A 16,349-nucleotide genomic window follows, 5' to 3' on the forward strand; every position below is an offset into this window, starting at 1 on the left:
TATCAGATACTTAACCAAATTCATCGATTTCTGGCACGCCTATTGTGATATTATTTAGCGAACTCGCAAATGAGTTTCAGCAAGAGAATTAATAAACAATAATATTCACAATTAAAAAACAAAAGAATTATGAAAAAGTTAGTATTTGCAGTTATCGCAGCAGTAGCAATGGTATCAGTTAGCAATGTATTTGCAGGTAACAGAATGGTAAACGTTGCAGGTTCAGAACCAGTAGACACAGTAGCTCCAGCCGACACAACAGCAACACCAGCTGAGACTCCAGCAGAGACTCCTACAGACACTACAGCTGCAACAGTGGATTCAACCGTAGCAGAGTAAATCCACCTTCAGAAAATAGTAATTACGCGTCGCTTTCAATGAAACAGGAGATAGATGACCAGATTTTGGCATTTATCTCCTGTTTTCGTTGGTTTATATCGCATTTTTGATTAACTTTGCACGCAAATAGCAAAAAGACTCAAAACATTAAAAGATAAGAAGATGCAGCAAACAAACGTTCCTTTCAAGGTAGCCCTGGGTTACATCATCGTCGCCATCGTACTGATTCTGGCGATAGGGCTGGTATATCGCAACACCACAACCGTGCTCGCTATCAACCAGGCAACCCGCGACTATATCGAAAAGCGACAGGCAGCCGACAGCACCATGTCCAACCTGCTCAAGGAGGAACAGACCAATCTGCAGCAGCTTACCCGCGCCATGCAGGGCAAGTCATCCCACAACTATCTGCACGAGAAGATGAACAGCCTCAACAGTGGCGAAGATTCCGTTGTCGTGCATTCCAAGGCACCCAAGACTCATGTGGCAAAGAACACCACCGTAGAGGTGATGAAAACCCGCAAGGGCTTCTTCCGCCGCCTTGCCGATGCCTTCAGGAAGGAACATGCCGAAACGCTCAGCATCAGACGCGACAGTAACCAGGCTATCACCGATACCCTCTCTACCCCGGTCAACTTAGCCGGAAACGTAGCCAATATCCTGGAACAAATTGACCGCAAGGAGAAGCAGTCTACGCGCGATAACCACGAGGCCATCAACCGCGAGGTGAGAGACCTGCAGATAACCAATGCCCGCCTCGCCCTGCGCTCCTCCCAGCAGCTCAACGATATCCACCAGCGCGAACGTCAGGCGATGCAGCAGGCTATCAACCAGGCGATGCAGGCGCGCCAGAATCTGCTCTGGCAGATAGGTCTGCTTGCCATCGTAGCCATCACGGCCGCCGTCATCCTCGTCTATTACATCTACCGCGATACGCAGAAGGAACGCATCTACCGCGAGAATCTAGAAGAGGCTAACGAGGAAATCAGGCGCATCATGAACCAGCGCGAACGCCTGCTCCTCACCATCACCCACGACATCAAGGCTCCGGCTGCCAGCATCTCGGGCTTCATCGACCTGATGAAGGATTATGTCGACAACCCGCAAGGCATCTCCTGTCTCAACAGCATCAAGGGTTCTGCCACCCATCTCTCCCGGCTCGTTGCCGCCCTGCTCGATTATCACCAGTTGGAAAACGGACTGATGAAGCTGAACCCTGTAGATTTCTCGCCTGCCGACATGTTCCGCCAGTGTGCCGGAGAGATGCAGATCCTGAGCCAGGAGAAGGGACTGGAACTGCATCTGGAGCTCGATGGCATCAGCAGTCCGCAGACCTACTACCGTGCCGATGCCTTCCGTATCCGTCAGATACTCAACAACCTGGTGAGCAATGCCATCAAGTATACCGATAAGGGCAGCGTCACCATCCAGGCAGCCATCAGTCCCCAGCACCTCCTCACCTTCTCGGTAAGGGATACCGGCAAGGGCATGACCACCGAAGAGCGCCAGAAGGTGTTCCAGGCGTTCACCCGTCTGAAGAGTGCCCAGGGCATAGAGGGCACCGGTCTCGGACTGAACATCACCCAGGAACTGGTCAATCTGCTCCAGGGCACCCTGCGTCTGGAATCCGTCAAGGACAAGGGCAGCACCTTCACCGTCACCATTCCGCTTGCCTTAGGCACCGCTCCTGCAGCAGAAGAGGCAGAAGAGCAGAAGCCGCTCACCCCAGTCAAGCCCCATTTCGAAAATCACAAGATACTGCTGCTCGATGACGACCCGTTGCAGCTCCGTCTGCTTCAGGAAATGCTGAAGAAGCTGGTAGGCGACAGTTGGCAAGTCTTTGCCTGTCTGCATGTAGCCGAGGCGCTCACCGTGCTCCACAACGAGCATCCTGCGCTGATGATGATGGATATCGAAATGCCCGAGATGAACGGCATCAGGATGATTCAGCACATCAACCACAGCCACATGAAGGTAGTAGCGATGACCGCCCACGATGCCAGCATCATCAGAGAGTTGAAAGAAGCCGGTTTCGACGATTGCCTCTTCAAGCCGTTCAGCACAGAGAAGCTGAAAGAAATCCTCGGATTGGAGGATGCAGCATCAGAAACAGAGGATATAGCAGAGAAAACATCATCAGAAGCAGAGGATATTACAGAGAAAACCAATAAGAATTCCCGCTTTGCACCCCTCCTGACCTTTGCAGAAGGCGATCCGGAGGCAGAAGCCGAGATACTCAGCACCGTCAAGCAGGAGTTGTCATCCCATCTCCAGAACCTCCAGCAGGCAACAGAAGGCGAGTTATCAATAGAAGCCATCGGCAAGACAGCCCACAAGCTCCTCCCTATCGCCACGATGATAGAGATGGAGACCCGCCAGCACATCGCCGCCCTCGCTCCCGAGCATATCAGCGATCTGTCAGAATCTCAGATAAGAGCCTACACCCAGGCCATCATCGCCGACCTGAGGGCTCTCCTCTAGCTATCAGCTATTGTATCTCTTCCATCGACAATCCTGTTATTTCCAAGACTGTCGATGCATCCCTCCCCTTTGCCAGCATATTCCTGGCAATCTCAAGGCTACGCAGGTTCATAGCTTCTTCTCTGCCTTCTTCTCTGCCTTTCTGGTATCTGTCATCCAGGAGGGTTCTTTCAACACTTACCGAATCCCAGAATTTGTCGTAGGCACGGAGCTCGGCATCTGTAAAGCCGGAAATTTCCAGTTCTTCTACTGACGGCAGATACTGTTGCAGGTGTATCAACTCGTCCTCGCTGGGTGACTGAAGGACATACAGGAGGTTTCTCAACCGATCAGGATGATTGCCGAATATATTCTTGAACGTGAGGTCTGCCTTAGGATCTAAGTACTTCATAACCATCTGTTTTAAAATTCTATAGCGCAAAGTTACGACTTTATTTTCATTCGCACAAGAGTTTTAGACATTTTTTCAGGCAAAATGAGCTGAAATGTTGAAAAAAAAAATCTTTTTCCTCCCGTATTACGTATAGTGTAAAAGATGTAAATGTATATATATAATATACTTGGTATAGTGTAGGGAAGAAAAATCTGCACCTAACTGTCTGATATTCAGTAATATATATTTTTAAGATTCTCCCTAGTAGTCATTCGGGCATATCAGAAAACACATGATTGGCCCTGATGGTACCTATTATTGGCTCTGGTAGTCATCAAAAAAAGGTAATTTGCCCTGGTAGTCATTGAGCGCTTAAATGAGGTAAACAAACGATGTACTTCCGTTTACCAACTGAAGCGGCTGCGTCGGGTTACAGATATGGCTGCGTTGGGTTAAGGATTCGACTGCATCGGGTTAAGGATTCGACTGCATCGGGTTAAGGATTCGACTGCATCGGGTTAAGGATTCGACTGCATCGGGTTAAGGATTCGACTGCATCGGGTTAAGGATTCGACTGCATCGGGTTAAGGATTCGACTGCATCGGGTTAAGGATTCGACTGCATCGGGTTGCAGATATGGCTGAACTGGGTTACACAGACGGCTGGACTCACTGATTGAGCCACTTGACTTAACTGATTGAACTACTTGAGTTAGCTGATTGAACCGTATCAGTACTTTTCTGCATGAACTTGCGTACAAAAGAACAGTTAATGAAGAGGACTTTTCATCAATGAAACTCAAAGCTTGTTTAACAAATTGAGAGTGCGTCATAAGTCACATCCAATACGCCCTGGGCTAGGAGCTTTTGGGCCTTCAGCCCGTCCTCGGCTGCAATTATCTAGACTTACGACACACTCTCCCTTTTTTGTCTACATTTTTCACACTTCGAAAACAAGCTAGACGTAAGAAAAATATCATTTTCCCATAGGCGTTAGAAAAAGCCAGAACGCCAAACGGAATTTTCTTCTTTTTACCTTTTAAAGCCTCTTTTTACTTTTTTACCTTTTTACTTTTTTACCTTTTTACAGCCCCTCTTATCACGAACCAGGCATGAACCGCAAGGGTGGGAAGAAGGCCGTAATGGGTGCGCATCACCTGAAAACGCTCCTTCAGGGAGGCTTTGTGGTTCTGCGTGGTCATGCCGCCATCCAGAAAATGGGTGAGGACGGCATGGACGTTGCGCAACGGCAACTTGCGGCGAGATGACTCCCGCATGATGCGGATACACCAGTCTACATCTGCCGAATAACGGTAGTGCAGATCGTAATGAATCTCACGGGCTATGTCTGTGCGGGCATAGAATGACTGGTGACATACCAGCATGCCCCAGATGAACGAACGCCACGTGAGCTTATTGGGTGGGGCTAGACGGCGATGACGCAGGAAATGGCCCATCTCGTCCACGATATCGGTATCGCCGTAAAGTACGCCGGGCAGTACTTCGCCTTCGCCTACACAGCCTTCTACGTACTCCAGCGTATCGGCTGTAGGAAAGGTGTCGCCGGCATTCATGAACACCAGGTAATCGCCCGTAGCACGGTCGATGCTCTTGTTCATGGCATCATAAAGTCCCTTGTCGGGTTCTGATATCACCACGATTTCGTGCGAGCTCTCGCCTACTGCATTGCGATGCTGATATGCCTTCACCAGCTGGAGGGTGCGGTCGCGGGAACCGCCATCCATGATGATGTGCTCGATGTTGCAGTAGGTCTGGCGCTGCACGCTGTCGAGGGTACGCTGCAACTCCTTCTCGGCATTGTACGTACAGGTTACGACGGTGAACTTAATCATAACTTATAGTTTTTGTAGGCCATCGCCTCGTTATAAACTTCAATATATTTCAATGCTACGGCATGCTGCGAATAGTTCTGTGCTACCTTCTGTAGACATGCCTGCTTCAGAGCTGCCCTGTCGGCCTCTTCGAGTACCCAGTGGATACCGCTCGCCAGGTCTTCGGTATCACGGTAGTTGGCCACGTAGCCGTTCTGCTGATGGTCTATCATCTCCGGTATACCTCCTACCCTGAAACCGATGCTCGGCACGCCGCACGCCATCGACTCCATGATGGTGTTAGGGAGGTTATCTTCGAGCGATGGCAGCACGAAGGCATCTGCCGAATTGTAGATTGCCACAATCTGCTTCTCATCGCTGACATAGCCGAGCGAATAGGACGGCAGGGTGAGGTTTACTTCCTCGGAATGGCCGCCCAGAATGGCGATGGCGGTATTCTCCTTCATCTCAGGATAGCGTGCTACCAGCCGGTCGATGGCTTCGATGAAATAGCGCATGCCCTTGCGCTCGTCGGTTACGCGCTGGGATACGAAGAGGATGATATGCTTGTCGGCTGGCAGACCGGCACGCAGACGCGCCTCTGCCTGATCCTGCGGACAGAACACGTGGGTATCTATCGGATTCGGGATGTTGGTGATGCGCTGCCCTACGAAGAGACCGCTGCCCTTAGCCTGCCGTTCGAGCCAACGGCTACAGGTGACGAAGGAGATGGCGCCGCGATGGTAGAGTTCCTTCTTGCGGCGGAATATCTTTGCTGAGAGGTCGTTCTTGCTGCCTTTATTGGGGAGAAGCGGACAGTTGCCGCAGGCGGAGGCATAGCGGTTGCAGCCACGGGCATAATGGCAGATGCCGGTAGCTGGCCAGAGATCGTGCATGGTCCATACCACCGGTTTGCCGCTGCGGATTATCTTGCGGATGTTCTTGAGTGAGAGCATGCCCTGGTTGATCCAGGAGAGATGGATGACATCTGCCTCCTGAAACTCGCGGAGCCTGGTGATATCGGTGCCCGATGTTGCCATGTCTACCTCCCAGAGGCGCTGACGGGAGAAATGGAGATGCCAGAACACGCACCAGCGCTCCCACAGGAAGTTCCACTGCAACCTGAGCGAACGGGGCAGACTGACCACGGTGATGTCTTCTGTTTCCTTGTCGCGTACCAACATCTTTGCCTTAACGCCATTGTTGTTAAGGGCATCCATCAGGCGGTTGGCTGCTACTGCCGCTCCGCCTGTCTTTTCACTTGTATTTACTATGAGTACTCTCATCTGCGTATATTTTTGATACCGCAAAAAGCTGCGTATATTGATTGATACTGCAAAGATAGTACAAATCGGAGACAAAACAAAATAAAAAGGCATGTTTTTTTCGAGGAAATCGGAAAAGAGGAAACGGAAGGGGGAGAAAGGGGCATAAAAAAACATACCACAACTCTCAACGAGCTGTGGCATGCAATATGTTTAACTTAAAAAATCTAATCAAAATAGTCTCACGACTTTCTCAATTATCGGTTAAACAATCTACCTTAAAACCTAATAACTAAAAACCTAAATCTATTACTACTAACCTAAACAATCTATTAACCTTTTGACGCTGCAAAATTACTACTATTTCGGCTATTCACCAAATATTCAGCCAAGAAAGTGTGACGTTTTTGCATTTTTTTGATATATATCAAGCAAAAATGAACAAAAGAAACGGAAATTAACAACTTTCTGACACTTTTCCTACATTTTGCTGAATATAAAGCTTCTGCCCTTTCTATTATATTTGCACTTGGAAAAATAAAGAGGTGAAAATCTTTATATCTGCAAACTTTTGTTAACTTTGCAGAAAATTAGATAAGTACAATAAAAAAAGAAGAATACTCCATATCCAGCGTTAACCCTGTGCCCTTTCTAGCATAGTAAAGGCTTAGCCCTGTTTGGGGAACTGGATATTTTCTGAGCAGAAGCTTGAGAGTAAATTAGCCTGCTTGTGTAGAACAAGACAGGACTCGTAGTATAGTTGTAGCCGCTCAGAACGGAGCACCCTTCTTATTAAAAACTTTATTCAATATGCAAATATACGGAATAGATTTGGCAAAAGAGAAATTTGACGTAAGTTTTTTCGACTTGACATCAAAAAAAGTATCAAACCACCCTTCACATAAGGTTGTAAAGAACAATTTTAAGAGTATCGGAAGGTTTTTAGAAACCCTTCCAAGCGATGCTGTATTGGTTGCTGAGCATACCGGAGTTTATGGTGATACTCTCTTGAAGTGCTGCATGGATAGCAATGTGAAGATTGCCTTTGTGGGTGGATATGTCATCCATAGATACAGAGCTACCCCTGACCGTGCCAAGACGGATGTCCTGGATTGTGCACTGCTCAGAGATTTTGGAGAGAGATATCCTGATAAGCTGAAATACAAGACGTTTCCAGAAGAGGCTCTATATGAGCTTCGTCAATTGGCACGCCACCGGGAAATGCTTGTAGAACAGCGTAAGCAGCTAATAACAGCCGACAAGAGCGAGGATTGTCGTCCTATCAGAAGTCTTACCGTCAAGCGAAGCATGGACCGCATCAAAGAGATGTTGGACACGGAAATTGCAGAGACGGAAAAAGAAATGTTGAAAGTCATAAATGGACATGAGAGCATTCGCCACAACTATGAGCTTGTTAAAAGTGTCGATGGAGTTGGGCTGATTACCGCAGTAGAACTATTGGTAAAAACAGAGAATTTCACAAAAATAACTACAGCGCGCCAATATGCTGCTTATGCAGGAACTGCGCCATACGAAAAATCATCGGGGAAAATGGACAAGGGAGCACATATATCCAAGATTGGTAATAGACGGTCAAAGACCTTGTTGTACATCTGCGCAGAAAGCGCCAGATTGCACAACAAGGAGATTAAACTGTATTACGAGAGACGTACTTTAATAGATAAAAAGCCGCGTCATTATGTACTAAATGCCATAGCAAACAAGTTGCTAAGGATCATATTCACCCTCGTGGAAAAAGGTGAATACTATGACGCAAACTTCATTAGGCAAGACCCAAGGGTCGTTAAATATAATTAACGTTAAAAAATACGCTCAAAGCTTGCTCAATTAGAGTAAAACAGGGCGTGCTGATTGCGTTCTATCCTTTCTGGATAAGAACGGTGGCATAGGCAGAGATACCCTCCATTCTGCCCGTGAATCCGAGTTTCTCGGTGGTTGTTGCCTTGATGGATATCTGGTCTTCGTCTACCCCCATTACCTCTGCCAGACAGGCTTTCATGGCAGGCACATGCGGGTTGAGTTTAGGGCGTTCGGCACAGACTGTAGCATCGATATTGCCCAGTGTATAGCCCTTGGTAGCTATCAGTTCCATCGTTTTGCGGAGCAGTATCTTAGAATCCACATTCAGTGTTTCTGCTGCAGTATCCGGGAAATGATATCCGATATCACGCATGTTGGCAGCGCCCAGCAGGGCATCGCAAATGGCATGTATCAGCACATCGGCATCGCTGTGGCCCAGCAATCCCAGTTCATAATCTATCTTGATTCCTCCCAGCCACAAGTCGCGGTTCTCCACCAGCTTGTGGACATCATATCCAAATCCTACACGTATATTCATCGCTTTAAATTAATTGAATGTTGAATGTTGAATGTTGAATGTTGAATTTTTGCCTAACGGACTCAAGGGCGCTAGCCTAATTCAACATTCAACATTCAACATTCAACACTATTCATTCAACATTCAACATTCAACACTCAACATTACCTTTTAAACAGGTCCTTCAGTCCATCCATATCAAACGACAGGGTGAAGCGGAGGGTCTGGTCGAGCGGGTTGCTCTTGGCGGTAGCCACCACATAAGCAGCATCGAGCGAGAAGACATTCATCTTGAAACCGGCACCTACAGTGAAGTACTTGCGGTTACCCTTGCTCTGACTCTCGTGATGATAACCGGCACGGAGCGCAAACTTATCATTATATACATACTCGGCACCCAGACCGTAGTTGATTTCCTCCAGCTCTTCCTTGAAACCGCCAGGGGCATCGCTGAAACTCTTGAAGATACCGCTGATGCCCGAAATATCATCATACTCACGATGCACACGGTCTTCATATTCTGAATTGTCCTCACCCTCTTCCTGCTTAGGAACGGTAGGCACCAGATACTTGTTGGCATCGGCTGCCAGGGTAACGCGGTTGTACTCGTCGATAGGAATCATCAGCGAAGCGCCCAGACGCATGTTGGCTGGCAGGAACTCGCCATACTCCTTGCCGCTGAAGGTAATCTTACTACCGATGTTAGAAATATTCAAACCCAAACCCAACTGGCATTCGCGCTGGCCGATAACCACATAGTTCTGGTAATAGGCAGCAATATCGGCTGCGAAAGCGGAGGCTGGCGAATTGTCTTCGGTATAATCGAAGCGCATATCGGAATAGATCCAGCGGATGGCGGCAGCAAGAGAGAACTTCTCGCTGAGCATCAGAGAATAAGCCACATCGACCGACATCTCGTAAGGATTGATGGTCATACCCGTGCCACTCTCGGCACCTTCCTGACTGGTAAACACTTCACCCATATTGAAATAGCGGAGCGATGCTGATACGGCGCTGTAATCGCCAATGCGGTAATAGCCAGAGAGATAGGCAAGATTCATATCATTGACCAGCGAGCGCAGCCAAGGAGTGAAGCTGAGCGACACACCAGCACGCGAAATGGTGAAAGGATATTTTGCCGGATTCCAGTACTGGGAATTGACATCAGGGTCGGTAGCCGCACCGACATCTCCCAAACCGCCACCACGGGCATCAGGAGCTATGGTTTGTGAAATGACTGCATAGTTCACAGGATTGAAGAGATCTTTCTTATCCTGCGCCTTCACTTCTGATGCCATCAGAGCGAGACATCCCAAGACGAATATCTTATAGATTCTTTTCATTGCCATTGTAAATATATTTTTATTTAATAATGATGAGTTTCTTGACTTTAGAGGTATAGCTGCTGCCATCGCTCGCCACCTTGACGCGATAGAGATATACGCCGGTGCCCAGAGGAGTGCCGCTATCGGAGGTGAGGTCCCAGCTTACGGTATAGCTGCCCGAGGTAGGTACACCGCTTTCGGAATGGCGCCAGTGCTGTCTGCCCGATGAATCGAACACTTCTACCACCACGTCCATATCGCTCTCTGTGCGGTCGTGACTGATGATGAAGGTGGTGGAGGTCTTAGCCGGATTGGCGGTTACGCCCACATCGAAGAGCGCCGGACTCAGTGCCTTCACCACATTGAAACGGAGCTTCACCGTAGAACTGTTGTTCTGGATATCCCAGGCTCGGAAGGTGAGTTCGTGCTTGCCCGGTTCCAGTTGCGGTATGCTGTAATAGGTGGAACCGCTGGTATAGGTTCCGAAATCGTAGGTGAAATTGCTGTTCAGCACGTAGGTCTTCGACATGTCGCCATCTATCACCAGCTGCAGGTCGTGGCCGATACCGCTTCCGGCAGCATTGATTCCGTCCTTATCGGTTATCTTTGCCACAAAAAACGGAGTGGTGTTGACTTTGCCGCCATCTACGAAGGAAGGCGAATTGAGATAGCAGTAGATGGAAGGACCGATGGAATCGTTCTTCTGCTCCTCGCTCTCGCCTACCGTAAACTGCTCGCTGGAGCCGTGGGCGGAGAGGGTCTTGGCGGTATTCACCGCATAGAGGTTGACCAGACCGCTCTGGTTGGAATAATTGATATCCAGCGGAACGGCAAAGGAGAAGGCAAACTTGCCGCCTCTTACGCTATCGGTGCCCTGATACAGGGTCTTGGTTCTGTCTTTGTATTCGAAAGCCTTCTCGGCGCCATCCTTGCCGGTATCGTTCAGGCGACAGGTAACCGTCTCCTTGGAATCTCTTACGGTAGCGGTGATGACGCCCCGGAAGTCGTCTGCTCCCTCAATATGACCTGCCATGCGGGCGATAGAGCCTGCCTTGAGCATCGGCAGGGTTGCGGTTTCGGCAACAGGGATGCCGTTGATGGAATCTACTACTATCTGACGCTTAGGCAGATTGAGCGCAAGAGCCGGGTCGCCCAAGAGGGAATAATTGAGATGGTTCACCGTGACATCGGAGCCGGAAGTCGGGCCGTTGCCGCTCACCAGATCGTTCTGAGCCAGACGGTGTGCTTCGCCCATCGTGACAGGCTTGCCGTCTACCAGACTGAGCACTCTGTAGATGAAGGCGCGGTTGATATACTTGTTATACAGGGAGGAAACGGTACGGGTGGTGCCATAGAAGGCTACTGCGCCGCCTTTATCGTTAAGCAGCGCATATTCTCCGATGTTGGCATCGAGCCCGTCGAACGGCATGATATCGCAGGAGGCGGTTACCCAGAGCGGCAGGTTGGTATTGCGGAAATCGGCAAAATCGTTGAGTTTCAGAACCGATTCGTGCGATATCTGGGTAGGATCGCCATGTCCGGCATAATCCATGATGAGGGCTCCCGCAGCCTGCTGCTGTTTGATGATTCTCGTTGCCTCGGGATAGGTATTGCCCGAAGAGGAGGTTTCGCGGGTATAGGCATCCCACATCACCTTCTTGACGAGATAGGCGGGATAGGTGGTGAGCACATCATTTGCCACCTCATCGGCATCCTGCATGTGGAGGTTGCCGTTTCCGTCATCGCCCATAAACATCAGGGTGTTCTGCCAGGCGCCTACATTGGCATTCTGAGCATAACTGATGGTCTTGTCTACCAGCACCTTGGCTTCTTCTGCATAGGTTACCGGGAAGCGGCCTACGGCTACATCCTGCAGTTCACGGCTAGGATACAGTCCGGCTCCCTCGCCGAGCATACCGAACCAACTGTCGCTGACGAAGCAGTTTACGGCGCTGAAGGAGTTTTCACTCTCAAAGCACAGCAGATAATTGTCTGGATTCAGGATTCTGCAACCGGAGGTAAGCATGCGGTTATCCCATACGCAGTCGCCGAAGAGCAGGAGATATTTCGGCATGTCAGCCTCGCTCTGCGCCTTATCAGAAAGCATGCGCAGGTAGCGGCGGTAGGCGTTGGCATCGGGGGTACCGCTAGAAAATTCGTTATAGAGTTCATCGGCAGGCACGATGGTAACGCGCAGTCCGTCGTGCTGTTCATGAAATTCTTTCAGCCGCTGTGCCTGTTTCAGCAGTTTCTGTGAGGTCGGGATGATGATGACCATATCGGCTGCTCCATCGGCATGATGATCCTGGTTGGTGATGCCGTAGACATACTGGGCAGCCGGAATCTTTCCACCGGCGGCAAGGTTGGCAGCGGTAAAGGCACAGCTTCCAGGCTCTGCCCACGTTACGGAGATATAATCGAGGCGGATGGAAGCGCCCGACATGACCTTGATGGAGATGGTATCCTTATCCTGGAAATCGGAAATGGGATAAGTGGCAACCTTCTCTGTAGCCTTGAGGTAAGCTATATCCTCCGTTGGATTGTCATCTTTGAGAGAAAGGGTGATTTCGCCCAAAACCTTGCCATTCTTCAGTATCTGAGCCACGCTGTTTGTGGTGGTAGTCAGGGCTACGGAGAGTTTGCCTGCCGCAGAACCGGTGGTATTCGTGATTACCACTTTCTTTTCATCGCCCACCTTCAGCTCTTCTGCATCGAAGAGGTTTCTGCCGCCATGATAATAGCTGTAACCATCTGACTCGTAGAGGGAATGGTAATCGTATGACTGCGGATAATGGGAAGAGACAAAGGTGGCTGAATCCTGCACCAGAGGCTCTCCATCGGTCTGGGTAATAAAATAGTAGCCGTAATCGGAATAAGGATTACGGATGCGCTGGAGGGCGGTTTCGGACTTCCAGGAAACCGGACCCTCGGCATAGAAATAATGCTTGCCGCCAACGATGCACTGGGGAACTTCCTGCAAATCGTCGGTAGCCTGCAGTTCGCTCGCCAGAAGGGCTTCGTTCTGCAGATTGCCACCATAGCCGTAAATCTTCACCTTGCTGATATCGGAGAAGCCTGCCTGGCGCACTACCTGATCGGTAAGCTGATGGAAACCGGTTTCGCTGACTCTGATCTTCGCCCATCTGCCTGAGGCTAGGACGGAATGGGAGGCATAGAGGGAAGAGGCTGAGCGCAAAGCATCAGAAGAAGTGAAGGCTGATACTTTGCCCTTAGCCAACAGAGAACCTCGACTGGAACGCTCGGAGCGCTTCAGAGGACGGGCATCTACCTGGAGCATGAAGCTGACCAGCAGCTGATGGCGATTATTGCGGAACACGACAGGACTGAAATCTATCTGGAGTACGCCCTGCTTACGGCATTCGGTAACCCGCTGCTGGGGTAATACCTGCTCAGGAGGAACTGCACCCGACAGGCGGTTGTAATTGGCGATGTCGGAGGCAGTCATGTCGATATACTCGCCATATTTCAGGCTGACGGTATATACGGAGTCACGATATGCACCGGTCAGAGGAATGGAATACACGAAACGGGGCAACACGGAATCTACTCTGACTTCTGAAGAGGTCAGATTGAAGAATCGCTGTGCCTGAGCAGGAACCACCAGCATGAGCAGACATGCCAGCAGCATGTATTTCCAAACCTTTGTTGTGTTCATATCGATATATTACTTGCAATATTGTTTATTTACAGTGAAAATCGAGCACCTTCCTGTCTTCGAGATAGCCTACGAGATGGTCGTCGATGTTGACAGGACCGCAGCCTGTAGGACATCCGGTATAGAGCAGGTCGCCCGTCTTGAGCGTGAAGTACTGGCTGATATAGGAGATGATTTCATCTACCTTGTAGAGCATATCGCTCGTGCAGCCTTCCTGTACGGTCTTGTCATTGAGGTCGAGGCGGAAGTGCAGTGCCTGGATATCACGGAACTTCTGGATGTCGACCCATTCGCCGATAACGGCAGAACCGTCGAATCCCTTGGCGAGTTCCCAAGGCTGACCAGCCTCACGCAGCTTCTTCTGCATCTCGCGTGCCGTAAAGTCGATACCTACGGTTACCGCATCGTAATAGCGGTGGGCAAAACGCTGCGGAATGGTCTTTCCCAACTTGGAAATTCTGACCACCACTTCGGTTTCATACTCTATTCTTCCCAGATGATCAGGGATGAAGAAAGGCTTGCCGTTATTGAGCAAAGCAGAATCTGCCTTGGTGAAAATGACAGGACGCTCTGGTTTAGATAACGTGCCATGCAGCGATTTATTGTGTTCGGTATAGTTCATACCGATGGCAAATATCTTCATAACATCAAATTTTGATATAAAAAAGAAATGGGAGTTAGAAGCAAAGCGAGGCTTAACTTCATAACTCCCGGTATTCTAATTTAACTATAAGTCAAATTAACGCTTGCTTTTGAGTAATGATTACTCAGCAGCAAGAGTAAAGCGCTGGTAAGCAACGATCTTGAGATCCTTGCTCTGAGAAGCGAGGTACTGAGCAACAGTCTGCTTGTCACCGTCACCGAACTGGAACTCCTGGTCAACGAGGCAGTTCTCCTTGAAGAACTTAGCCAGACGACCATTAGCAATGTTCTGGATCATAGTAGGGTTCAAAGTAGCAGCCTTCTCCTCACCAACAGTCTTCTTGATGTTGCGAGCCTCTTCAGCCTGCTCAGGTGTCAACCAACCCTTCTTAGTGTTGCTCTCGATGTGCTCCTCAGAGTCAACGTGAGCTGGGTTGATGCCAGCCTTCTTCAAAGCTGCGTTAACAGCCTTCTCTACGAGCTCTTCCTTAGTCTTGGCAACAGCAACCTCGAGCTCAGTCTTCTTAGTCTCCTCAGAAACTGAAGACTCGTCGAGAGCTACAGGGCGCATAGCAGCAACCTGCATAGCTACCTTGTGACCAGCCTCCTCGTTGTTCTCGTTGAGCTGAACCATAGTACACAAAGTGTGCTTGTTCATGTGGTCGTAAACCTCGATGTTGTCACCCTCGAGAACACAGTAGCCGTCGAGCTCCATCTTCTCGCCAGTGATACCAGAGCGCTGTGTAACAGCAGCCTGAGCATCAGCATCGCCAACCTTCAAAGTCTTCACCTCGTCGAGAGTGTGAGCCTTGGCAGCGATAGCAGCGTCGAGGATGTCAGATGTCAACTTGATGAAGTCAGCACCATTAGCTACGAAGTCAGTCTCGCACTTGAGAGCGATGATAGCAGCGAAATCGTTAACCTTCTTAACGAGAACGCAACCGTTAGAAGTCTCACGGTCAGAACGCTTAGCAGCGATAGCGAGACCACGCTCACGGAGCAACTCCTTTGCCTTATCGAAATCACCTTCAGCCTCTGTGAGTGCCTTCTTAACGTCAGCAAGACCAGCACCAGTCATAGCGCGAAGTTTCTTGATATCTTCAATTGAAACAGCCATAATAATATTTTTATATTAAAAAGTTAATAATAATCTTTGCTTAAAAGCTACTAAAGCCATCGAATCATAAACAGAATCAATGGCTTCAGTATATATTTCTTTGCCTAATTACTCAGCCTCGTCCTTGCGGGCAGCCTTCTTCTTAGGCTGGTCCTTCTGCTCAGCAGCAGCCTTGTCGTCAGCCTTCTCAGCCTTGCGCTCCTCAAGAGCCTCAGCGATAGCACCGCAAACTGCAGTAAGGATAGCATCTACAGAATCCTTAGCATCGTCGTTAGCTGGGATAACGTAATCAACATTCTTAGGATCAGAGTTGGTATCTACGATACCGAACACTGGAATACCAAGACGGTTAGCCTCCTTAACAGCGATGTGCTCCTTCATTACGTCAACAACGAAGAGGGCTACTGGGAGACGGGCCATATCTGCGATAGAACCGAGGTTCTTCTCCAACTTAGCACGCTGGCGGCTTACCTGAAGCAACTCGCGCTTAGAGAGGTTAGAGAATGTACCATCGTTCAAGAGACGATCGATGTTTGTCATTTTCTTAACTGCCTTACGGATTGTAGGGAAGTTGGTGAGCATACCACCAGCCCAACGCTCGTTTACGTATGGCATATTGATAGAAGCTGCCTTCTCAGCAACTACGTCCTTAGCTTGTTTTTTAGTAGCGACAAACAGGATCTTTCTACCTGTCTTGGCAATTGTCTTGAGAGCCTCAGCAGCCTCGTCGATCTTAGCGACAGTCTTGTTGAGGTCGATAATATGAATACCGTTACGCTCCATGAAGATGTAAGGAGCCATTGCTGGATTCCACTTGCGACGGAGGTGTCCGAAGTGGCAACCTGCCTGAAGTAACTGGTCAAAATTTGTTCTTGACATTGTTTTTTCTTTTTTAATTGTGTTTACTTTCTTTTTGAATCTAATGTTAGATCAGTCGATGAGTAGTCCCCGATTAATGGAAT

12 protein-coding genes are annotated in these 16,349 nt (G+C 49.1%); 3 read left to right on the forward strand and 9 right to left on the reverse strand.

Annotation, left to right across the window (positions count from 1 at the left end):
• The first annotated feature begins 129 nt into the window (after positions 1 to 129).
• The gene (locus FO447_RS11075; RefSeq protein ID WP_118192097.1) at positions 130 to 339 is read left to right on the forward strand and encodes a hypothetical protein; all 210 of its coding nucleotides are present in this window, start codon (positions 130 to 132) and stop codon (positions 337 to 339) included.
• A gap of 162 nt (positions 340 to 501) precedes the next feature.
• Entirely contained in the window at positions 502 to 2,820 is a 2,319-nt protein-coding gene (locus tag FO447_RS11080) for an ATP-binding protein (RefSeq protein WP_200756374.1), read from the forward strand.
• 7 nt (positions 2,821 to 2,827) lie between these two features.
• Here the strand turns inward: FO447_RS11080 and FO447_RS11085 are convergent, their stop codons facing one another.
• From FO447_RS11085 to FO447_RS11095, 3 genes are all read right to left on the reverse strand, one after another.
• A complete protein-coding gene (locus FO447_RS11085; RefSeq protein ID WP_234698991.1) occupies positions 2,828 to 3,211 on the reverse strand; it encodes a hypothetical protein in 384 nt (127 codons plus the stop codon).
• Between the two features lie 1,057 nt (positions 3,212 to 4,268).
• Positions 4,269 to 5,045: a glycosyltransferase family 2 protein gene (locus tag FO447_RS11090; protein ID WP_144154098.1), complete on the reverse strand. Its 777-nt coding sequence runs from the start codon at positions 5,043 to 5,045 to the stop codon at positions 4,269 to 4,271.
• Positions 5,042 to 6,310: a glycosyltransferase family 4 protein gene (locus tag FO447_RS11095; protein ID WP_006847998.1), complete on the reverse strand. Its 1,269-nt coding sequence runs from the start codon at positions 6,308 to 6,310 to the stop codon at positions 5,042 to 5,044. The genes FO447_RS11090 and FO447_RS11095 overlap by 4 nt, the downstream gene beginning before the upstream one ends.
• A 789-nt stretch (positions 6,311 to 7,099) precedes the next feature.
• Here FO447_RS11095 and FO447_RS11100 point away from each other — a divergent pair.
• Positions 7,100 to 8,107, forward strand: coding sequence for an IS110 family transposase (locus FO447_RS11100; protein WP_200756378.1), 1,008 nt, complete (start codon positions 7,100 to 7,102; stop codon positions 8,105 to 8,107).
• 61 nt (positions 8,108 to 8,168) lie between these two features.
• Here FO447_RS11100 and ispF read toward each other — a convergent pair whose 3' ends face one another.
• The 6 genes from ispF to rpsB form a co-directional block, all read right to left on the reverse strand.
• Positions 8,169 to 8,648 (reverse strand): 2-C-methyl-D-erythritol 2,4-cyclodiphosphate synthase, encoded by a 480-nt coding sequence (gene ispF / locus FO447_RS11105; protein ID WP_006848000.1) that lies wholly within the window; start codon positions 8,646 to 8,648, stop codon positions 8,169 to 8,171.
• A 143-nt stretch (positions 8,649 to 8,791) separates the two neighbouring features.
• Positions 8,792 to 9,970 (reverse strand): type IX secretion system outer membrane channel protein PorV, encoded by a 1,179-nt coding sequence (porV, locus tag FO447_RS11110; protein ID WP_200758572.1) that lies wholly within the window; start codon positions 9,968 to 9,970, stop codon positions 8,792 to 8,794.
• Between the two features lie 19 nt (positions 9,971 to 9,989).
• On the reverse strand, positions 9,990 to 13,628 hold the full coding sequence (porU, locus tag FO447_RS11115; protein WP_200756381.1) for a type IX secretion system sortase PorU: 3,639 nt from the start codon (positions 13,626 to 13,628) through the stop codon (positions 9,990 to 9,992).
• 25 nt (positions 13,629 to 13,653) lie between these two features.
• Positions 13,654 to 14,271 carry a fumarylacetoacetate hydrolase family protein gene (locus FO447_RS11120; protein WP_022120436.1) on the reverse strand — a complete coding sequence of 206 codons (618 nt, stop codon included), beginning with the start codon at positions 14,269 to 14,271 and terminating at the stop codon, positions 13,654 to 13,656.
• A 120-nt stretch (positions 14,272 to 14,391) separates the two neighbouring features.
• Positions 14,392 to 15,387: a translation elongation factor Ts gene (gene tsf / locus FO447_RS11125; RefSeq protein ID WP_006848004.1), complete on the reverse strand. Its 996-nt coding sequence runs from the start codon at positions 15,385 to 15,387 to the stop codon at positions 14,392 to 14,394.
• Positions 15,388 to 15,495: 108 nt separating this feature from the next.
• Complete coding sequence (gene rpsB, locus FO447_RS11130; RefSeq protein ID WP_022120437.1) at positions 15,496 to 16,266, reverse strand: 30S ribosomal protein S2; 771 nt, start codon at positions 16,264 to 16,266, stop codon at positions 15,496 to 15,498.
• Positions 16,267 to 16,349: the final 83 nt, after the last annotated feature.

Source organism: Segatella copri, assembly GCF_015074785.1.
In the GTDB taxonomy this organism is placed as follows: domain Bacteria; phylum Bacteroidota; class Bacteroidia; order Bacteroidales; family Bacteroidaceae; genus Prevotella.

What these genes read in the sequence shown, in the direction of transcription:
- FO447_RS11100 (WP_200756378.1), top strand. Translation starts at nt 7,100, where the DNA reads ATGCAAATATACGGAATAGATTTGGCAAAAGAGAAATTTGACGTAAGT.
- FO447_RS11080 (WP_200756374.1), top strand. Translation starts at nt 502, where the DNA reads ATGCAGCAAACAAACGTTCCTTTCAAGGTAGCCCTGGGTTACATCATC.
- FO447_RS11085 (WP_234698991.1), bottom strand. Translation starts at nt 3,211, where the DNA reads ATGAAGTACTTAGATCCTAAGGCAGACCTCACGTTCAAGAATATATTC.
- FO447_RS11095 (WP_006847998.1), bottom strand. Translation starts at nt 6,310, where the DNA reads ATGAGAGTACTCATAGTAAATACAAGTGAAAAGACAGGCGGAGCGGCA.
- tsf (WP_006848004.1), bottom strand. Translation starts at nt 15,387, where the DNA reads ATGGCTGTTTCAATTGAAGATATCAAGAAACTTCGCGCTATGACTGGT.
- ispF (WP_006848000.1), bottom strand. Translation starts at nt 8,648, where the DNA reads ATGAATATACGTGTAGGATTTGGATATGATGTCCACAAGCTGGTGGAG.
- porU (WP_200756381.1), bottom strand. Translation starts at nt 13,628, where the DNA reads ATGAACACAACAAAGGTTTGGAAATACATGCTGCTGGCATGTCTGCTC.
- FO447_RS11075 (WP_118192097.1), top strand. Translation starts at nt 130, where the DNA reads ATGAAAAAGTTAGTATTTGCAGTTATCGCAGCAGTAGCAATGGTATCA.
- rpsB (WP_022120437.1), bottom strand. Translation starts at nt 16,266, where the DNA reads ATGTCAAGAACAAATTTTGACCAGTTACTTCAGGCAGGTTGCCACTTC.
- FO447_RS11090 (WP_144154098.1), bottom strand. Translation starts at nt 5,045, where the DNA reads ATGATTAAGTTCACCGTCGTAACCTGTACGTACAATGCCGAGAAGGAG.
- porV (WP_200758572.1), bottom strand. Translation starts at nt 9,970, where the DNA reads ATGAAAAGAATCTATAAGATATTCGTCTTGGGATGTCTCGCTCTGATG.
- FO447_RS11120 (WP_022120436.1), bottom strand. Translation starts at nt 14,271, where the DNA reads ATGAAGATATTTGCCATCGGTATGAACTATACCGAACACAATAAATCG.